At 53.9% G+C, this 18,228-nt stretch carries 18 protein-coding genes; 9 read left to right on the forward strand and 9 right to left on the reverse strand.

Features of this window, described 5'->3' with window-relative positions; all coding sequences use genetic code 11:
• Positions 1 to 362: 362 nt before the first annotated feature.
• Together VK738_14780 and VK738_14785 are read right to left on the reverse strand one after the other, a co-directional pair.
• Positions 363 to 1,877 (reverse strand): hypothetical protein, encoded by a 1,515-nt coding sequence (locus VK738_14780; protein ID HTD23920.1) that lies wholly within the window; start codon positions 1,875 to 1,877, stop codon positions 363 to 365.
• Between the two features lie 259 nt (positions 1,878 to 2,136).
• A complete protein-coding gene (locus tag VK738_14785) occupies positions 2,137 to 3,315 on the reverse strand; it encodes an acyl-CoA dehydrogenase (GenBank protein HTD23921.1) in 1,179 nt (392 codons plus the stop codon).
• Between the two features lie 392 nt (positions 3,316 to 3,707).
• Here VK738_14785 and VK738_14790 point away from each other — a divergent pair, with 392 nt between their 5' ends.
• Positions 3,708 to 4,634 (forward strand): rhomboid family intramembrane serine protease, encoded by a 927-nt coding sequence (locus tag VK738_14790; protein HTD23922.1) that lies wholly within the window; start codon positions 3,708 to 3,710, stop codon positions 4,632 to 4,634.
• A gap of 89 nt (positions 4,635 to 4,723) precedes the next feature.
• Here the strand turns inward: VK738_14790 and VK738_14795 are convergent, their stop codons facing one another.
• The 5 genes from VK738_14795 to VK738_14815 form a co-directional block, all read right to left on the reverse strand.
• Complete coding sequence (locus VK738_14795) at positions 4,724 to 5,998, reverse strand: hypothetical protein (protein ID HTD23923.1); 1,275 nt, start codon at positions 5,996 to 5,998, stop codon at positions 4,724 to 4,726.
• Positions 5,999 to 6,039: 41 nt separating this feature from the next.
• Entirely contained in the window at positions 6,040 to 6,324 is a 285-nt protein-coding gene (locus VK738_14800; protein HTD23924.1) for a hypothetical protein, read from the reverse strand.
• Positions 6,321 to 6,839 carry a cytochrome c-type biogenesis protein CcmH gene (locus VK738_14805; GenBank protein ID HTD23925.1) on the reverse strand — a complete coding sequence of 173 codons (519 nt, stop codon included), beginning with the start codon at positions 6,837 to 6,839 and terminating at the stop codon, positions 6,321 to 6,323. Before VK738_14805 ends, VK738_14800 begins: the two co-directional genes overlap by 4 nt.
• A gap of 1 nt (position 6,840) precedes the next feature.
• Positions 6,841 to 8,883, reverse strand: a complete 2,043-nt coding sequence (locus VK738_14810; GenBank protein HTD23926.1) for a cytochrome c-type biogenesis CcmF C-terminal domain-containing protein — start codon at positions 8,881 to 8,883, stop codon at positions 6,841 to 6,843.
• 178 nt (positions 8,884 to 9,061) lie between these two features.
• Positions 9,062 to 9,304 (reverse strand): DUF2934 domain-containing protein, encoded by a 243-nt coding sequence (locus tag VK738_14815; GenBank protein ID HTD23927.1) that lies wholly within the window; start codon positions 9,302 to 9,304, stop codon positions 9,062 to 9,064.
• Between the two features lie 253 nt (positions 9,305 to 9,557).
• Between VK738_14815 and VK738_14820 the strand changes: the two genes are divergently transcribed.
• On the forward strand, positions 9,558 to 10,214 hold the full coding sequence (locus tag VK738_14820; GenBank protein HTD23928.1) for a YceI family protein: 657 nt from the start codon (positions 9,558 to 9,560) through the stop codon (positions 10,212 to 10,214).
• 16 nt (positions 10,215 to 10,230) lie between these two features.
• Here the strand turns inward: VK738_14820 and VK738_14825 are convergent, their stop codons facing one another.
• Entirely contained in the window at positions 10,231 to 11,907 is a 1,677-nt protein-coding gene (locus tag VK738_14825) for a B12-binding domain-containing radical SAM protein (protein ID HTD23929.1), read from the reverse strand.
• A 261-nt stretch (positions 11,908 to 12,168) separates the two neighbouring features.
• On the opposite strand from VK738_14825, the gene VK738_14830 reads away from it, so the two are divergent.
• The 5 genes from VK738_14830 (at position 12,169) to VK738_14850 (ending at position 15,864) form a co-directional block, all read left to right on the forward strand.
• On the forward strand, positions 12,169 to 12,522 hold the full coding sequence (locus VK738_14830) for a hypothetical protein (protein ID HTD23930.1): 354 nt from the start codon (positions 12,169 to 12,171) through the stop codon (positions 12,520 to 12,522).
• 161 nt (positions 12,523 to 12,683) lie between these two features.
• The gene (locus VK738_14835; protein ID HTD23931.1) at positions 12,684 to 14,534 is read left to right on the forward strand and encodes a VWA domain-containing protein; all 1,851 of its coding nucleotides are present in this window, start codon (positions 12,684 to 12,686) and stop codon (positions 14,532 to 14,534) included.
• Positions 14,535 to 14,791: 257 nt separating this feature from the next.
• Entirely contained in the window at positions 14,792 to 15,175 is a 384-nt protein-coding gene (locus VK738_14840) for a DUF2089 family protein (protein HTD23932.1), read from the forward strand.
• Positions 15,172 to 15,432 carry a hypothetical protein gene (locus VK738_14845; protein ID HTD23933.1) on the forward strand — a complete coding sequence of 87 codons (261 nt, stop codon included), beginning with the start codon at positions 15,172 to 15,174 and terminating at the stop codon, positions 15,430 to 15,432. Before VK738_14840 ends, VK738_14845 begins: the two co-directional genes overlap by 4 nt.
• A 9-nt stretch (positions 15,433 to 15,441) precedes the next feature.
• On the forward strand, positions 15,442 to 15,864 hold the full coding sequence (locus VK738_14850; GenBank protein ID HTD23934.1) for a hypothetical protein: 423 nt from the start codon (positions 15,442 to 15,444) through the stop codon (positions 15,862 to 15,864).
• A 181-nt stretch (positions 15,865 to 16,045) separates the two neighbouring features.
• Here VK738_14850 and VK738_14855 read toward each other — a convergent pair whose 3' ends face one another.
• Positions 16,046 to 16,828 (reverse strand): hypothetical protein, encoded by a 783-nt coding sequence (locus VK738_14855; GenBank protein HTD23935.1) that lies wholly within the window; start codon positions 16,826 to 16,828, stop codon positions 16,046 to 16,048.
• Between the two features lie 232 nt (positions 16,829 to 17,060).
• Between VK738_14855 and VK738_14860 the strand changes: the two genes are divergently transcribed.
• Positions 17,061 to 17,564, forward strand: a complete 504-nt coding sequence (locus VK738_14860) for a YdeI/OmpD-associated family protein (GenBank protein ID HTD23936.1) — start codon at positions 17,061 to 17,063, stop codon at positions 17,562 to 17,564.
• Between the two features lie 122 nt (positions 17,565 to 17,686).
• Positions 17,687 to 18,157, forward strand: coding sequence for a peptide-methionine (S)-S-oxide reductase MsrA (gene msrA, locus VK738_14865; protein HTD23937.1), 471 nt, complete (start codon positions 17,687 to 17,689; stop codon positions 18,155 to 18,157).
• The last annotated feature ends 71 nt before the right edge of the window (positions 18,158 to 18,228 follow it).

Below are 18,228 nucleotides of genomic sequence, written 5' to 3' on the forward strand. Positions count from 1 at the left end.
AGATTGATCCCTGACCTCAGTTACGATACTCGACCCGGTTTGTCTTGATGCATATCTATGTCTTTGTATCACTTTATTTGAATGGACCTTGTTGGAGCAATCCCACAATTGGGGTTCTTTGCAGGCCCGGCTGAGCGTTGTAACGGGCGGTACACCCGCAACTGCATCGAGAGAATTCCCTGATGCTGCATCTCATATCGAAACATTCTCGGGGTGTTTCGACTACGCGCTCCAGATTCTGTTGACCGTAAGTGAAATCGTGGCGCTCCGCTCAACATGACAGAGATTGCTCAACATGACAGAGATCAAGGTTGCAACGTGAAACTACTGGCAACTGGGAATTGAGAACTGGGAACCGCTTTTCAGCTTTGCAGCAGTTGCGCCGCAGCACTAATCTGGCCGCGCAATTTGTCCTGGGTAGCGCCCATGGTTTTGGTTTTCTCGGTCAGGCCGCGCTGTTCCGCCACCACTCCCACCTGGGCAGATTCTTGCAGCGCGCGGTTGGAAGCGGTGAGCAGATAGGCAAGGGAATCGGCGTGGGGCTTCCAAAGGTAGGAGGAGTCACGCTTGCTTTTATAATCTTCCATCTCCTGTTGCATGCGGGCATAGAGAGCGACCATATAGCAAACTGCGTTGATGTAATCGGCGCGAAAGCTCTTTTCCGTGTTGTAATCGGCGCGAAAGGCCTCGGTTTCAGCCGGCGTGAGCAGGATGTTGCCATTGCGCATGGGAACAATATTGGCCACAGCCGCGTCGGCAGCCCGCACGAAATTGCGAATGGATTCCACCGCGCCTTTGACCTTGGTTTCTTCCATCATGTTGCTGGCGCCCGATCCCCGTCCCGGGGCCTCGGCCAGGGACTGCACTCCGGGTGGCGTGGGAGGCAGCGAGCTGCGAGAAGGAGGCGCTGCTGCGGCGGCAATGGCCGATGCAGATTTGGGAGGCGGAGTGGGGACCGAAGCAGTCCTGTGAGAACGCCGGCTGTCCACCGCCTTCTTGAATCTTGAAATTTTCTGAAAATTTTCCTTGGCCCCGCCGTACTCCTGGGTGAGGATCTTGTGTTCTTCCACCTCGGCCAGGTTCTTGACGGTGACGTCGCCATCCACGCGGCTCATGATGCTGCCGCCATCCTGCTGCACTTTTGCGGCGAAGGCTTTGATCTGGTTGGTGGCGTCGTGGAACAGGTCATCGAAGCGCTTCCCGAAAAAAACGTTATACACCGCGCTGCAGGCCAGCACCTGGGGATGATAAAACGACGCTCCAAAGTGGCTCTTCAGCTCGCGCACCCGCTGCAGGATGCCGGAATCCATCAACTGGTCGAAGTGGCGAAACTCATCAGCTTCCTGGTGCAGGAACTGGAACTCGCGCAGCAGTTGCTCGTGCTCTGTGGGCAACGGCGAGACCGGTGCTCCCAGAATTTGCTGGATCTCTTTTTCGAATTCCTGCGCCTGTTCCTGGCTGTAAATATAAGAATAGGTGTCACCCAAGTGTCCACCGGTGGTCCCAGGCCGCCTCGCGGCCGTAGGCCCAGGATGGCGCAGAAGATAGGTGCTGAGAAAATCGGTTTTGTCGCGGTCGGCATCGAGCGGCGAAGACTTGAACACGTAGTAACGGTAAAGCGGCTCGGCGGTCTCGCCGGGCAACGCTTGCTGCTTGAGGGCATCGCGCATCATGGGCGCGGTAATGGCCATATCCAGCAGCCGCAACCAGGCTTTCATCTGCTGTAATGTCTGACTGTGCCGTTCGGGAGCGATGTCAGGTTGGCGCACTTCTTGTGGGACAGGGAAAGACTGCCCCATGAATTTTTGCAGAAGCTGCAAATAAAATTTATGAACCGCTACAATATCCAGCAGCTCATTGGTAACGTCCTGCGCCACGCAAATGCTCCGGGCTCCTCGCCGCGCAGATCTTATGATCTTGCCTGGGGGACGAGGCGGGGAGATAATTGCGCTCAGTTTAGTGCAAAATTCGGGCGAGAACAAGTGGCGGCGTAGATTACCCTTGTGAATTCAATAGCTTACAAGGGATGCCATGCCGGATTAGAAATGATTCGCACTAGTTGATGGAGTAATTGTGTAATCGGGTAATTTTGTAATTGATTCGTTTTCAATTACCCAATTACGCAATTACCCAATTTTACAATTTCATCACCAACTTCGCGATGGTCTGCAATTGCATGTTCGACGTTCCTTCGTAGATCTTTCCGATCTTGGCGTCACGGAAATATTTTTCCACCGGATAATCTTTTGTGAATCCGTAACCACCGTAAATTTCCACGCACAGCGAGCTTACGCGCTCGGCCACCTGGGAAGCGAACAGCTTGGCCATGGCGGCTTCTTTCACGAAGTTCATGCCGGCATCTTTCATGCGCGCGGCGTTATAGACCAGCAGGCGCGCGGCTTCGATCTCGGTGGCCATCTGCGCGATCTGGAACTGGATCCCCTGGAACTCGGCCAGCGTCTTGCCGAATTGCTTGCGCTCCTGGGTGTACCTGGTGGCGTACTCCCACGCGCCGCGGGCGACGCCCAGCATCTGCGCTCCAATTCCGATGCGGCCCTCGTTCAGGGTCTCGATCGCGATTTTATAACCCTTACCCACCTCGCCCAATACATTGGATTTGGGCACGCGGCAATCTTCCAGCAGCAACTCGCAGGTGCTCGATGCCCGAATGCCCAGCTTGTCTTCCTTCTTGCCCACGCTGAATCCGGGAAACTCTTTTTCAACGATGAAAGCGGTGATGCCTTTGTAGCCGGCGGAAGCATCCACCGTGGCAAAGAGAATAAAGATGCCGGCTTCTTTGCCGTTGGTGATCCACAGCTTGCGTCCGTTCAGGATGTATTCGTTGCCCTTCAATTCAGCGCGCGTCTGCAGGGCGAAAGCGTCAGAGCCCGATCCGGCTTCGCTGAGCGCATAAGCGCCCACGGTGTCGGCGGCCATGCGCGTAAGGTATTTTTTCTTCTGTTCGCTGTTTCCCCATTTGAGAAACGCATTGGCGGTAAGGGTATTTTGCACGTCAACAATCACACCCGCCGAGGCGTCCACGCGAGAAATCTCTTCCACGGCAAGACAAGCTTCAAAAAATGTTCCACCACCTCCGCCGTACTCGGTTGGGATTTCGATGCTCATCAGTCCCAATTGAAAGAATTGCGAAATGATGGTGGGATCGAAGACCCCTTTTTCATCCATCTCTCTGACGTGCGGCCTGATTTTTTCTTCGGCAAACTGCCGTATATTTTCGCGAAACAGGGTTTCGTCTTCGGTAAGCGCGATCAGAGGGGCAGGCGCGGCGTGGTTTTGAACAACGGCTTCAGACATAAAATCCTCGCCAAAATTCTAACACCCCCTTGCTCTTGTGATTTACGATTTACGATTTACGAATTACGATTTGCGATTTTTCATTCTCTATTTACTCTTTGGATCGAGGCTTTTTTTCTGAGAGCTTGCAACTTGGAGCTTGGAGCTGAGAAGTGGTAGGCTTTAATTCGCGGAAAAACCCCTTGAATCAGGCTACTTCCCAACATGTGCCCACGTGCGTCAGATGCGGCGAGCCTCTTGCTGTCAACGAAGAGGGCGTCGCTCCAGTCTATTGTGATCGCTGCGCCGGGCAAGCCGTGTCGCGCGCGCGCAAAGGCATGAACACCGGCAGCCTGCGCGATTTCCCGGTTACAACCACACTGATTGCGATCAACTTGCTGGTATTTGTGGGGATGGTGCTGACCAGCGATTCTCCCACCCAAGCTTTTATTGAGCCCAGCAATGCCGACCTCATCCGTTGGGGAGTAAACAACAGGTTTTTAACTCTGGGTGGTGACTACTGGCGGCTGCTGACGGCCAATTTTTTACACATTGGGATAGTTCACATAGCTTTCAATATGTGGTGCATGTGGCGTTTAGGCAGGCTTTCGGAACGCTATTTTGGGCGCTGGTCCACCGCGGCGATTTATGTTCTCACGGGCGTGGGTGCAAGCCTGTTGAGCATCACATATAGCATCAACCACCAGCCTGGACGGCTGTCAGCTGGAGCTTCAGGAGCAATCTTCGGGATCGCCGGGGCCCTTATTGCCGGACTTAAATTTGGCAATCTTTCAATCGCGGAAGGTGAACGCCGGGCGGTGCTTAGCAGCGTGATCCTTTTTGCGGGCTTCAACTTCTTGATTGGATTTGGATATCTGGGATTTGGGGGCGGTATTGACAATATGGCCCATCTTGGAGGGTTTGCCTCCGGGCTTCTAATCGGCGTCCCTTTGGCGACATCACTAACTCGATCAGCAGGCGTGAACAGGGTGATTCAAGTTTCCACCTTGGCAATAACAACCCTGCTATTCGCGGCCGCCGGCGCCGAGCTTGTGAATTCCAAAGGGCATCAAAGCAGGATAGTCCGTGCTGAATGGTCGCTGGAAGATAAAGATTATCCCGCCGCAATAAGAGTTCTGGAAAAAGATACGGCTGCTGTACCCGGCGATGCAGAAGCTCTGGCCCTGCTGGGCGTTGCTTATGCATTGAACAATGAGCCGGCAAAAGCGATTGTCGCTTATAAAAAAGCGTTAGAGCTGGATCCCAGCCTCACTGAGGTGCAAGATAGCTTGCGCGAGTTGCAGGGGAATGCACCGGCATCCCAGCCTCCCTCAAAATAAGTTTTTAATCAGCGTTTAATCTACGGCGGAATTCTTTGTTTTTCTCTGTGTCTCTGTGTCCCTGTGTCGCTGTGGTGAATGAGCAGTCTTCAACTCTTTCCGCGCTGCATAGCCCGTGCCAGAGTGGTATCAAGTGCAGATTTGGCCTTGGCGTATTCTTCTGGAGAGATTTTTTGCTGCAGCCTGTCGCTTTCCAGTTGAAAGAGTTCTTCTTTCAGAGCTTCCAGCAACGCCGAGGAGCGGTTCCCAGAAGCCGGAACTGTAGCAACCGCCGCCGGCATCGATGCGGATATGGTCTCACCCTGCCGTCCCGTGATCCAAAAAGTTCCTAGTGCAAGGAATAGGGCACATGCTCCCAGGATGATCCATAAGCGGTAATTTTGCATTGGATCAGGTGTTCCTTCAGGCACCGCCATGCCTCCGCCCGGACGGCTGGCCGGTGCTGCAGCGGCGCTTGCGCTTTCATTTCCAGAAGCCTCGTCGCTGCCGCCATCGAGGCTCTTGAGCGCATCCTGGGGAATGGCGCCGCTTCCCGCGATACGGAAGGCGGTTGCGCTTCCCGGCATGACATTTTTGGCCGCCTGTACAACTACACCCTTATCATCCATCGCAGTGTTGTAGTACCCCGGCTGTGCCGCTGAGAACTGAATGGATTTAGGCAGCTCAATCGCCATCATATCCATTGGCACCGTAAGGTGCGGGGTGAAGTTGGCCGAGCCTGAATAAGGCATGTGATACTCGACGCGAAACTGGGTCTCGCCCGGGCGCAGCGGGAAAACAAAAGCGTAGTGACCGCTGTCGGCAAGAGGGACCGGAGCGGAGTTGACCGCCATTCCGCCTGGCCCCGCGGCCATGGAAGAATCCATTTGTGCGCCTTCCGGCAGATAGATTTCGAAGGTCTTCTCGCTCATCAGCGTGCGCGGCGGGGTGGAGGTGTTGCGCAACGCGAAGATCTCAGCGACCCGCAAGGTGCTGCCGTCGCTCTGGATGCGCATGACGTCGGCGGTACCTGCAATGCCCGGCAGTTTGGCCGCGGCCTCATAGACCTCGACCTCTCCCACCGACTCGGTTCCCGGCGGCGCCACCGCGTGGTAGTTTACGTTCTCATGGTTCACCCTGACCACGTGAGGCGTGCTGCTGTCTTGCACATTCAACGTGAAGCGCCCCTTGCTGTCGCTCCTGGTGCGCGTCTCTTCTTCCATGCCCCCGGCAAGCTTCAGCAGGATCACAACATCGCCCGCAGAAGGTTTGAGGGTGGTGCCATTTTTTACGGTGCCGGTGATAGTGGAAGCGTTGCTTGCCCATGTGGCCAGGGCAAGAAATAAAATCAGAAAGGTATTTTTAGGATTAAGTAATAAAGACATGAATTGGTCCGCGTTCATCCGCGTAAATCCGCGGCGAAAATTTATTTTCCTTCCAGATCAGCGATTTGGGCCAGCACCTGCGCCGCTTCTTCTTCCAGCGAGGTTCGCAGGCTTTGATAGTCTTCCACCGAAAACTTGCCAGCCTTGTTTTCAAAATTCAGGTCACGCAGATTTTCGTAGATGACCTCTTTACGCTCTTTCAAGTAAGCCAGGCGGTCCTTGGTAGGAGCCGCAGTTACCTCGCTGGGCACCGCGAAAACATAGCCGAGCAACCCAAGGGCAAACAAGATACACGCAGCAAGCGGGGCATAAGCAGCGATATTCATAATTCAGTCTCCCGTCGCGCTTGTTCGCGAAATTCCTCCAACTGCCCGGTTGATGCGGCCGCTTCCGCTGGCAGCAAAGGTTTGTTCTTCCAACTCATCACGATCATACCTGCAAAAGCGAACCCAGCCAGCAGCACGGCAAAAGGCATGATCCAGGCAATCCGGTTGAACCCGGTTGTTGTGGGTGCAGCCAGCACCGTGGGGCCGTATTTCTGAACAAATGCCTGCAGCACCAGATCGTTGCTGTCACCACGGCTAACCGCAGCGATCAATTCATTCCGCATCCTGTCAGAGTAAGTGCAACCCACGTGATTGCACTCCAGCAGGATCTGGTTGCAGCCACAGACGCAAATCAGCTTCTTGTGGCCGAGACTATTGAAGCGCGCTTCGGCATCGTCCCCCGCTCCCAAGAAAAATACGGAGAACAATACCACCGCAACCACTTGCATACAGCGGGTTGCTGTCAGCAATCGCCTACCGGTCGCTCCCTGTGCGTGTACTTTTACGGTCTGCATCTCAATCTCCCGCTCCTGTGGTCTGCGCCAGGCCCACATCTGGCGCGGTTGCGCGTACAGGGACCGATTGAGCGACTTTGACCGCAGCTTCGTTAGGAACCAGCGCGAGCAAGGTCCCGAATACTATGAGCAGCCAGCCTGTCCAGAGCCATGCCACCAGCGGATTCCGGTGCGCGGTAATGATGGGATGGTCGGTATCATTATTGTGTCCGGCATAGACGAGATAGAGGTCTTCGATAATCGAGGAGTGGACCGCGGGAAGCGTGTTCGGCTGCTGGCTCGCCTTGAACACACGCCGCTCAGGATACATCGTTGCCAGCGGGTGGCCATTCTTAGAAACGTCAATAATGGCGTATGCAGACTCGAAATTTGGATTGTCATCCTGCGTATAGGAGCGGCAGGTCAACGTATAGCTGCCGATCTGCATGGAGTCGCCGTTGCCCATTTCCTGCTCTTTGGTCTCGTTGAATGCCGAGCCCGCGAGTCCTATGACTGCCACGACCACGCCAAAATGCACGACATAGCCGCCGTAGCGCCGGGTGTTACGGTGCCAGAGTTGCGCAACCGAAGAAAAAAGATTGCGTCCGGTGTGACTGCTGATGACGCGCGCTCCGCGTAAAAACTCCGAGAGAATCGTCGCCATTACCATCACCGAGAGTGATATCGCCATGAGGGCGTAGAAATATGAGACGTCTTCCCAGGGCCTCATCTTACCAACCATGAGTGCAATCGCTGTGCCCACTGCCACTGCGGTAGGAATGGCGAAGTTGCGCTTCAGGCTCGCGAAAGAGGTCCTTCTCCACGCCAGTAGCGGACCCACCGCGGTCAGCAGCAGCAGGAGCAGAGCGATGGGAACATTGACGTGGTTATAAAAAGGTGGACCCACTGTGATCTTATTTCCCGTCACCCATTCTGAGAGAACAGGAAAGAAAGTTCCCCACAGCACAGCAAAGCACGACACCAGAAGAAGCAGGTTGTTAAACAGGAAGCTGGATTCACGCGAGACCAGCGACTCCAGCCGGTGTTCGCTCTCCAGGTGAGAGCGGTTCTTGATAAAGAAGAAGATGCAGACGGCAAGAATAATCGCCAGGAAAATAAGGAACCAGTCTCCAATGGAAGATTGCGCGAAGGCGTGCACCGAGCTGATCACGCCGCTGCGCGTGAGAAAAGTTCCGAGAATCGAGAGCATGAAGGTGGCAAAAATGAGCCAAACATTCCAGATTTTCATCATGCCGCGCTTTTCCTGCATCATGACTGAGTGCAGGAAGGCCGTACAGGTCAGCCAGGGCAAGAGCGAGGCATTCTCTACCGGATCCCATCCCCAGTAACCGCCCCAGCCCAGCACGTAATAGGCCCAGTGCGAACCCAGGAAGATGCCACAGGTGAGGAACATCCACGTGACCATCGTCCAGCGGCGTGTGATATGGATCCATTTTTCGCCGGGATAGCGCATAATGAGCGCCGCCAGGCCAAAAGCAAACGGCACTGACATTCCCACATAGCCCAGGTAGAGCATGGGCGGATGGATGACCATTTCGGGGTACTGCAGCAGAGGATTGAGTCCGTTTCCGTCCGTGGGAATCTCTCCTTGCACCAGGGAAAAAGGCGTGGCCGCAATATTCAATAAAAGAAGAAAGAAGACCTGTATTCCAGCCAGAACCACCGAGGCATGGGCCGTCAGGCGAATATCAACCTTGTGCCGCAAACGCAGCACAAATCCGTAGGCCCCCAGCAGCAGCGACCACAGGAGCAGGGAACCCTCCTGTCCCGACCACAACACAGCAAATTTGTAGGGCGCGGAGAGAGCGCGGTTGCTGTGGTGCAGGATATAAGCGACGGAAAAATCGTCATGAAACGCCGACCACAGCAGCGCAAAGCCAGCACCAGCCACGGCGATGAAGGATGCGATCCCGGCGCGGCGCGCAGTTTCCCCCAGCAGGCGGCTGGCTGAGTTCTCTCGCAGCAAACAGACCGCCCCCACCACCAGGGAATACAGACTCAGGATAAGAGCGCAGAGGAGTGCGAAACTACCAAAAATAGGCATGGAATTATGAATCCGAGGCGAAATTTTATTCTTTCAAACATTGCCCGCGGGCGCAATGCGGACAACCGGAACCACGGTCTGGGCGACGCGATATTGTATCAGTCCTGTGCGCCGGAATTACAGGAATGTATACCTGGACTTCCAAGCATTTAAGTCCATGTACTTCCGGGGTGGCTTCTTAAGCTGTGAGCTTCTCTCTGTGGCCCAGAATCTCGGCTTCAGCGCGCAGCCAGTCTTCTTCCGCGTAGCCGTGCAGGCCGCCGCGTTCTTCAAAAAGCTCGTAGGCGCGCTGGCGGACCCTTGCTTCCAAATCTAAGTGCAGAGTCCGAGACGACTCGAATGCCAGGATTGAGGTGGTTGGTTGGGAATCAGAATTTGCCATGGGTTGGGATTTTTTGGCGGATGCTTTCGTTCTTGGCATAGAATAACCTCCTGAATTGTGACCTTAATAAGGGAAGCAAGGCATGGGCCCAGTGTTGCTTCGCATTCTTAAAATCATAACGCCGCTGTCTGTGAAAAATATCACCAGGAACGAAAATTTTTGTGAAAATTCTTTTTATTATTGTATAAATTTTTTTCTATAGGTCCCCAAGCGGAATAGAATCTACAAAGCTTTGTTAGCGTCCCTTCGTTCTTCGATTTTTTGCGTGAAAATGACTCATCGAGGAGCCACTATGCTTAAAAGCATCAGATTTTTATTGTTTGTCGCTTTTCTGTTTGTTGCCTGCCTGTGTTTTTCTCAGAAGCCTTCGAAGACGAAGCCTTCTACAACCAAGCCCTCCCCAGCCAAGTCGTCCGAAATTGATGTGGAGCATTCCACCATCACGGTGCACGTGCTGCGCGCTGGTGTTTTTGGATTTACCGGAGACAATCACGAAGTCCAGGCGCCCATTGCCAGAGGAAAACTCGACGAGGCCGCGAAAACCATCGAGTTTGAAATCGAGACTGCCAAGATGCAGGTCCTCGATCCTAAAATGGAGCCCGCCAAGCGTGCCCAGGTGCAGGAGAAGATGCTCGGCCCCGAAGTCTTAAATACCGCCCAATATCCTCTGATCCAGTTCACCTCCACATCGGTGGCGTCCGGTAGGATCGGGCAATGGTCGGTCACCGGCAATCTAAAATTGCATGGGCAGACGCATCCTGTGGTCGTACAGGTGAGCCAACCCGCCGATGAGGCCGCCCTTGCAAATTCCCGGACGAAAGGCCATCACTACCGCGGCACCGCTACCTTGAAACAGACGGATTTCGGCATCAAACCCGTCAGCGTTGCCGGTGGCACGGTGAAGGTCAAAGATGAGCTCAAGCTGGATTTTGAGATTGTGACCCGCTAGCGAAACTTCGGCCAGTTTAGCTCGTGGAGCTTGCTGTTTGGAGCTTGGAGCTGTCTTGCTCCTGCAGCTTCTGCGAATAGAAAGAAGCTGATTCCTCGCCGCGCTCGCACTCTTTGGCAAAGTAGATCAGGTGATGACCAACCAGGCCCACATGGATAAGGCTTTCAATGTCGCCTTTCTTCAACGCCGGCCACGCCATCTTCCAGAATGTCCGGCGGTAGCTGCTGAACATTCCCACTCGGACCAGGAGGTGGAAGAGCATGCTCATGCCGCGTCGGATGCTGGCATAATTCACACGCGCGGGGCTGTTGGGCAACGGTACGCGGCGGGCGTAGGTATTGTGCACGTTGTAGATGAAGCGTTCGTATAGAAATTCAGGTTGATAAGCTGTGGTCAGGCAGCGCCGCCACATTTCCACCACCTGCTCGTAGGGCAGCATGAACTTTACATTGGATTCGCGGTTTTCGTCTGAAACCAACCGCCCTTCTTGTTCCAGCCTGCGCCATAGAGGTGTCTTGGGCAGGGCGTGCAGAATGTTGATGGTCAGCATCGGAATCTGTGACATGCGGATAAATTCCAGCACATGGTCTACGGTCTCTGCCGTATCGGTGTCGAGTCCCAGGATGATTCCCGAGACGACTTCCATTCCATAATGGTTCAGGAGCTTGATCGAATCCAGCATGGGCACGCTGAGGTTTTGCATCTTCGACATGGCTTTGAGCGCTGCCGTTTCCGGCGTCTCAATGCCGCAAAACACGGTGCAAAAGTAAGCTTCGCGCATCATTTCCAGCAGTTGCGGACTTTTGGCGATGTTCAAGGTAGCTTCGCAGGCGAACTGTACTGGGAATCCGTTCTTTTTCTGCCACTCGACAAGATGCGGCACCAGATCCAGCGCCGCCTTGCGGTTGCCGACAAAATTGTCGTCCACAAAATACACTGCGCCTGGGTTCCCGGATTTCAGCATGGCATCGAGTTCGGCCAGTACTTGCTCCGGAGACTTGAGTCGCGGGTTGCGTCCATACAGCTCTGGGATATCGCAGAACTCGCAGGTATAAGGGCATCCGCTGGAAAACTGAATGCTGGCGATGAAGTATTGATCCAGGCGGATAAGGTGGTAAGCGGGAATAGGGAACTGCTGCAAAGGCAACCGGTCCACCGTCTTGAACTGGATTTGCTGTTCCGGCCGGCTCGTGTGTCGATCCAGATACTCAATCAGTTGGTCGGTTGCGTCACCCAGTTCGCCCAGATGAAGAAGATCAAAATCCGGATAGTATTCCGCACATCCGGAAACCGATGGCCCGCCCAGCGCCGTGATCTTGCCATGGGCATGGGCCCGCTCATTGATGCGATTAATGTGGGGCCGCTGGATGTGCATGCCGCTTACCAGCACCGCATCCGCCCATTCGTAGTCGGCATCTGTGGCGGGATGATTATTTTCATCAACGAACCGCACCTCCCATTGCTTGGGCAGATAGGAGGCGATCAGCAGAATGCCTTGCGGGGGCATGAAGGCCCGTACTCCGCGCATCAGTTTATAAGCATGATGGAAGGTCCCGAATGAGCGGCTGTATTTTGGGAACACGCACAGGATTTTGCGAGTATTTCGCGGAGCATAGGTGCGTTGCTTATTTCCTGAAACGGACGCGGTTTCAATAGACGGAGCTGTCTCAAGCGAAGTGAGAGTGCCATTCATGTATTCAGTTTTCCAAACAGATAGAGTGATCGTGCCAAGCTACGTTACACGTACGGGTCCTGTCAACGAGAAAAGGGGAAGGCAGCTACAACGCTGGGAAACCTCGTTCCAGCAAATGTCATCATATATTACATCAGAAACATTTACACCCAAATTCCATTCTGGGGCCATGGGGTTACAGATCGGGTACAATTCACAGCCTGGGTGTGGGTCAAAAGCGCCGCTGCGTCTAAATTAAGAGCCAAATTAAGGATGAAGAACATGAAAAAACAGGCAAAGTTGGTGTTGCTGGCAGCGGTTGCAGGCGTAGTTCTGTTGTTGGCTGGATGTCCGCAACAGACCAGTATCGCAGATATCACGCGCGATCCCGGGGCCTACATGAATAAAGAGGTGGCTGTAGTAGGCACAGTCAATAACTCCTATGGGTTGCTGGGCAACGGGGTCTATCAATTAAGCGACGGCACAGGCAGTATTTGGGTCTTGAGCGAGGGATACGGTGTCCCTAGTGATGGTACCCGCGTCGGCGTAACCGGCACGGTTATTCCCACGCTTACCTTCGGTGGTAGAAGTTACGCCACCGGCATCCGCGAGACTCACCGCCGCTCGCATCCCTAGATACGAGAAGACCCGGAGATCAGTGCAGTGCGGTTTGAAAACGGGACCGTAAGGGCAGCATTTCATAGATTAAAATTTTCAAACCGCACCCTGAATCCAGTTTCTGTTCACGGCTACTAAGCCGTGATACAGTACTTTGCGGCTAATCTCCGGGGGGCAAAATGTCTGCTTTACGCGGCTTCAGGTGCGCGGCCGTTGGGGCTGCGCTTTTGCTTCTGTGCGCATTCGCCGTTCCCCAGTCGGTGCCGCCCGGGATGGGGTCTATTGTTCCCAACACCGGCGGCGAAAATTCCAACTCGCATGAACAACCGAAAATTGATCTGACCACCCACACCGAATTGGTGCAGGTGCCGGTAGTTGTCAGAGATGGCTCCGGCGCTCCCATCAAAGGCTTGAAAAAAGAAGATTTTGCTGTGCTGGAAAACGGCAAAGAGCAGACAATTTCGACCTTTGAAGAAATCAACACCAGCGCTGCTCCGATCAAGCACCCTGCGCTAAGCTCCAGTCAATTCAGCAACGTCTATGTCGGCTCGCCAGAACCTCGGCGTGTGACCATTATGGTTCTGGATTCCATCAATACGCCCTATCTCGATCAGACCACCGCCCGCAGAGAGCTTATCAAGTATCTATCCAAGAACTTCAAAAGCAGCGACTTGGTTGCACTCATGGCCATGGATCGCAAAGGCGTGCACATGATTCACGACTTCAGCTCCAGTCCTGAGGTGCTGATTGCCGCGCTCAGAAAAGTCACCGGCTCGCTGCCGAACATGAACGCGAGCGACAGTTCGGCCCTGGCCAACGGCGCCGACACCAGCACTTTAAGTGGCGCAACCACGATTGATGCCACCAGTCTCGACAATGAAGCCGCGTCCCTGCAGTCATTCATGGACACATCCGACAATCTCGTTTCCCAATACCGGCAGGCTGACGCGGTCGAGGACACATTCAAAAGCTTCTTGAACATTGCGCAGGCGTTTTCCGGTGTCCCAGGCCGCAAGTCTATCGTGTGGCTGACCGGCGGACTTCCTTTTAACTTGTACGATCAATCGACAACGCCCACAGGCAGGGACCTGTCTGGATTGTATGAGCGCACTCTGCAAATGATGAACAACGCCAATATCGCCGTCTATCCGGTGGATGTGCGCGGACTCTTGAACTGGGGTTACGGAACCGCTTCTACCTCCTCGCCGCTCGGTCAGAGTCAGCAATCTTTCCGCACCGGCGGGCAGGTGAACATCATGACCACCTCCGCCATCGAAGCCGGCAACCACCAGAACCTCAATGATTTCGCCGAAATGACCGGTGGGCGCGCCTTCTACAACAGTAATGATCTGGCCAGTGGGATGCAGCAAGCCTCCAATGATGCTGCCGCTTACTACGTGCTGGGCTACTACCTTGGTCGCAAGGTTGACAAGGCTGGCTGGCGCAAGTTGAAGGTGAAGGTGAACCATCCCGGCGCGCACGTGCTGGCCCGCAGCGGTTTTTTTGTGACCCAGGCTACCGTGGATCCCTCCGTGGACAAGCGTTACGACATCGTTGCTGCCCTCAATTCACCTCTTGATTCCACCGCTTTACCCATCGGCATGCGCTGGATGGGCAGTGACCCTGTGCCGGGTGGGGATCAGTACAAAATAAAGTTTGTCATCGTTGCGCCATCCAAAACTATCTCCGTGGATGCGTCGAGCAAAAACCATTTTAGTGTTGAAATTGTTGCCCAGCCGAGAGGTTCCGACGGAACTCCGATACAAGGCGCGGGCATCGCCCCGGTCATTGCCGGTGATCTTTCGCCCGAAAATCTGAAGAAATTCCAGGAAACCGGCTTTCTATATTCCGGAGCGCTGGAGTTGCCCCAGGGAGAATATACCGTTCGCTTTGTCATGCGCGATGACATCAGCGGAAATGTTGGCAGCTTATCTGCTCCACTGAACGTGCCGATACTCGTGCCCATTCAGACCTTGCCCAAGCAACCAGCCACTCAACCGAAGCAACCAGAAGCTTCGCCTAAACAATAAGAAACCAGAATAGATTGTGGGGCATAGCCACTACGGCTGTGCCCCGTTTTCTCCACGTAACATTCTTAGTCGGCCCTTCCTTGAGAAATCTCCTGTCCTCTAGCGTTCGTCTTTAATTATCAATAGTTTATGAATATCCCCAAGCAATGTTAGTTAATATTTTTAAAATACTTAAAAATATTTATATTTTTATGTTGAAATATTTAAAAAGTTAATTTATAAATCTATTTTACTTGATTTAATAAGAGATATCTGAAATGTCATCAGAGCAAAAAACCAAAGAATGGCAAGAGCTAGCACAGCTCACCCGAGGGCGGCCTGTTGTGGTTGAGCGAGTCAGGTTGACGGATATGGACATCGTCGTTGAAGGCTCTTTCGAGCTTCCCCAGTTGGCGAGGTTGGACTTGGAAGACCAGGTCTTTATCACCGCATTTGTGCGTAGCCACGGATCCATCAAGGAGATGGAGCAGATTTTCGGTGTCAGCTATCCGACCATTAAATCCCGGCTCACGCGGATCGCCAACAGTCTGGAATTCGTCGAAACCAATCCTGCACCCACCCAGGCTGACATTCTGGGACGGCTCAAGCACGGCGAGATCAGCGCGCAAGATGCCATCCGCGAACTGGAGGCGTTGAAATGATCCCTCTTCTGGCCGTAATCCGCGTGGCGCACAAGCCGCATTCTTGCTTTCGTCTCTGGCTGCCGCTTTTTCTCCTGTGGATGGTGCTTTTGCCGCTCATGCTTCTGCTCGCGCCATTGATCTGCGTGGTTTGTCTGGCGCAACAGGTGGATCCCTTTCGTGCGCTGAGAGCTTTGTGGCAGATGCTGTGCGCTCTGCGAGGCGCCAAGTTTGAAGTCAATCATCGGAACAGTTTAGTTTTTCTCAACATTTTTTAGGAGGAACCAATGAACGAACGTCGCAAAGAAGTTTTGGAAATGCTTGCCGCCGGCCGGATCACGGCTGAAGAGGCTGAACAACTGATTGCCGCCCTGGAGAACGGGCCGCGTGCTTCCTCGGGCATTGGCCCTGAACCGGAAGCCAGGCCCAAGCCCAAGTACCTGCGCGTGGTGGTGGATGCAGAGGGCGAAACCGCTCCCACCAAGGCGAATATTCGTGTGCCCATGCAACTGCTGCGTGCGGGCGTGAAGCTGGCCGGTCTGATTCCGCCGCAAGCGCGGGAGCACGTGAACGATGCGCTGCGCCAGAAGGGTATCCCGTTTGATGTCTCCCAAATCAAGCCCGAGAACCTCGAGGAACTCATCGAGCAACTCCATGACCTGACCATAGATGTTGACGGCCAGGTCAAGGTCGCCGTGTTTTGCGAGTAGCAGTTGTTGAAATATTCTTGGATAAAGGCCCGGAACGGGCCGTCGGAGAATTTAGCCCAGCACGCAAGTGCTGGGCAGGCGGTTATTAATGGCTTGAGCCCCGGCGGGGCGGCACAAAATGATTCGTTACAGCCAAGAGCCAAGAGCTAAAAGCTAAAAGCTAAAAGCTAAAAGCTGCTCCTCAATCCATCCCATGATGTTCTTGCCCGTGCTCGACCGCCCAAATATCTGCCGGTTTCTGCTCATACGGATAAACGTGCACCATCCAGTTGAAGATGATTGGATAGAACTTCCCTCCCGCCGCATCGCACTCTTCCTGGGTTGCGATGGAACCAGCCAATCCAAAGCGCGGATTCTTGGTAAGCATCGCTCGTTCCTGGCCCTTCGGAGGCGCGCAGAGATTCACGTGTTCGTGCCACTGCGCCACACTGAGCGGAATGCGCTGGTTCAAGTCGTCTTCGCTGAAGCGCTTGGGTGCGGTATACATCGCACCTACCAGCGTGTAGTCATCGCCATGCTTTTCATAGAGCAAAGACGTAGGGTGCAGAGGATTGAATTTAAATGTCGCCTCAAAGGCGTAGCTGTAGTTCGTGAAATGCTTCATGGGAGTCGGTATCTGCGGCTGAAAAATCTGGAAGCCATCGGCCAGCGCAACCTTGAAGTCTTTATATTTTTCGATGGCGCCGCGAAGCTGCTCAACAACTGCGTCTGCCTTTTTCTGGTCATCAGGATTGGCCGGCCGTAGGCTTGTCATCTTCATATGCGGGCCCATGTCCATGTGCTTGCTCGACATTGAGTTCATGGTATGTGCCATCTCATCGTCGCCCGCGGGCTTATTGGAAGACGAATTCGACATATCCATGCCCGCCATGTCTCCCTTGGAATTCGATGTCTGCTGTGCCTGCACTCCAGCCGTAAGCGCCAAAGCTGTAACCGTCAATAGAATCAGTGCGCGCTTGTTCATGGTTATCCCCCTACATATAGACGTATGTCCCTAGCATGAAATAACACAGCTCAAGACGATCCGTGTCGGTTTTTTACATAACTTTACCGTTACGTTGGTAACCATGGCACTGCCCCCACATCTACGGGATTGTTTCACGCTATTCCTTTGTTCTTGCAGTCTGAAGCACCACTCCCAGGCCGATATAAACTACTTGGTCTGCTCTTTGGCGTTTATTCTCGTGGTGATTTGCATGGCAGCAAGCTTCAACGCAGTCATAAAGATTCGAGGTATCAATCCTTTCATCTTGGTCAGTACTTCGCGAGCCAATGCCGTCAAACCTGGCTGGCGCAAGCCGCTCCCGGTCCGGGTGCGCCTCAATGGCAAACCTGCAAATGGGTGGCGCATCAACATGATGCCGGTGGGCAATGGAAGCTTCTATCTATACCTGCACGGTGATGTTCGAAAGGCATCGGGTACAGCGGTGGGAGATCGCGTGCGTGTGGAGATCGACTTCGACGCCAGCTATCGACCTCAACATCCCATGCCCGGATGGTTCAAGCAGGCACTCGCCGCCAATCCGCGAGCGAAGAAAAACTGGGCCGCGTTGATCCCAAGCCGCAAAAAAGAGATACTCCGCTATTTCTCACATCTCCGTTCGCCGGATGCTCGCGCCCGGAACCTTGCCAGAGCCCTCCACGCGCTATCAGGCAACGCCGGCCGATTCATGGGTCGTTCCTGGAACAGCGGCTCATAAGCCCCCATTCCTTGTTTTTGCGTATGTGGAATATCAGCGACTCCAAAAGCAAACACTTTCTTATGAACCCAACGATCCAACATCTCAGCAAGGCTCGTATAATTTAGAGAAGGAGTTGGGTTATGGAAAAAGCTACATTTGGCGCTGGATGCTTCTGGGGTGTAGAAGAAACCTTTCGCAAAATCAACGGAGTAAAAGATACGGCCGTGGGCTACACTGGCGGCACTCTGCAAGATCCGACGTACAAAGACGTGTGCACCAATGAAAGCGGACATGCCGAGGTCGTGCAGGTGACCTACGATCCCTCCGAGGTCTCCTACGACCAACTCCTCGATGTCTTCTGGAACGCGCACAACCCCACTACTCTCAACCGCCAGGGGCCCGACTGGGGCACGCAATATCGTTCTGTCATTTTCTTCCACTCGCCCGAGCAGGAAGCCGCCGCCCGGGCTTCGAAAGAAAAGCTTGAGAAATCTGGCCGCTTCAACCGGCCTATTGTGACCCAAATCGTTCCTGCCGTCGTTTTCTATCGCGCCGAGGAGTATCACCAACGCTATCTGGAAAAACGCGGCGTCTCTTCCTGCCATATTTGAGGCCTGGGAAGGGACAACTTTTTCAACGGAATGGGGTTAAAATTCTCATTATGTGCGCCGAATTGTCCCCC

This window comes from Terriglobales bacterium (assembly GCA_035487355.1).
Lineage (GTDB): Bacteria > Acidobacteriota > Terriglobia > Terriglobales > Acidobacteriaceae > QIAW01.

Bases quoted from the DNA above. Each gene is read 5' to 3' on its own strand.
- VK738_14860 (HTD23936.1), top strand. From the start codon at position 17,061: ATGGCAGCAAGCTTCAACGCAGTCATAAAGATTCGAGGTATCAATCCT.
- VK738_14810 (HTD23926.1), bottom strand. From the start codon at position 8,883: ATGCCTATTTTTGGTAGTTTCGCACTCCTCTGCGCTCTTATCCTGAGT.
- VK738_14830 (HTD23930.1), top strand. From the start codon at position 12,169: ATGAAAAAACAGGCAAAGTTGGTGTTGCTGGCAGCGGTTGCAGGCGTA.
- VK738_14825 (HTD23929.1), bottom strand. From the start codon at position 11,907: ATGAATGGCACTCTCACTTCGCTTGAGACAGCTCCGTCTATTGAAACC.
- VK738_14805 (HTD23925.1), bottom strand. From the start codon at position 6,839: ATGCAGACCGTAAAAGTACACGCACAGGGAGCGACCGGTAGGCGATTG.
- VK738_14855 (HTD23935.1), bottom strand. From the start codon at position 16,828: ATGAACAAGCGCGCACTGATTCTATTGACGGTTACAGCTTTGGCGCTT.
- VK738_14850 (HTD23934.1), top strand. From the start codon at position 15,442: ATGAACGAACGTCGCAAAGAAGTTTTGGAAATGCTTGCCGCCGGCCGG.
- VK738_14790 (HTD23922.1), top strand. From the start codon at position 3,708: ATGGTGCTGACCAGCGATTCTCCCACCCAAGCTTTTATTGAGCCCAGC.
- VK738_14840 (HTD23932.1), top strand. From the start codon at position 14,792: ATGTCATCAGAGCAAAAAACCAAAGAATGGCAAGAGCTAGCACAGCTC.
- VK738_14795 (HTD23923.1), bottom strand. From the start codon at position 5,998: ATGTCTTTATTACTTAATCCTAAAAATACCTTTCTGATTTTATTTCTT.
- VK738_14820 (HTD23928.1), top strand. From the start codon at position 9,558: ATGCTTAAAAGCATCAGATTTTTATTGTTTGTCGCTTTTCTGTTTGTT.
- VK738_14785 (HTD23921.1), bottom strand. From the start codon at position 3,315: ATGTCTGAAGCCGTTGTTCAAAACCACGCCGCGCCTGCCCCTCTGATC.
- msrA (HTD23937.1), top strand. From the start codon at position 17,687: ATGGAAAAAGCTACATTTGGCGCTGGATGCTTCTGGGGTGTAGAAGAA.
- VK738_14845 (HTD23933.1), top strand. From the start codon at position 15,172: ATGATCCCTCTTCTGGCCGTAATCCGCGTGGCGCACAAGCCGCATTCT.
- VK738_14800 (HTD23924.1), bottom strand. From the start codon at position 6,324: ATGAATATCGCTGCTTATGCCCCGCTTGCTGCGTGTATCTTGTTTGCC.
- VK738_14815 (HTD23927.1), bottom strand. From the start codon at position 9,304: ATGCCAAGAACGAAAGCATCCGCCAAAAAATCCCAACCCATGGCAAAT.
- VK738_14835 (HTD23931.1), top strand. From the start codon at position 12,684: ATGTCTGCTTTACGCGGCTTCAGGTGCGCGGCCGTTGGGGCTGCGCTT.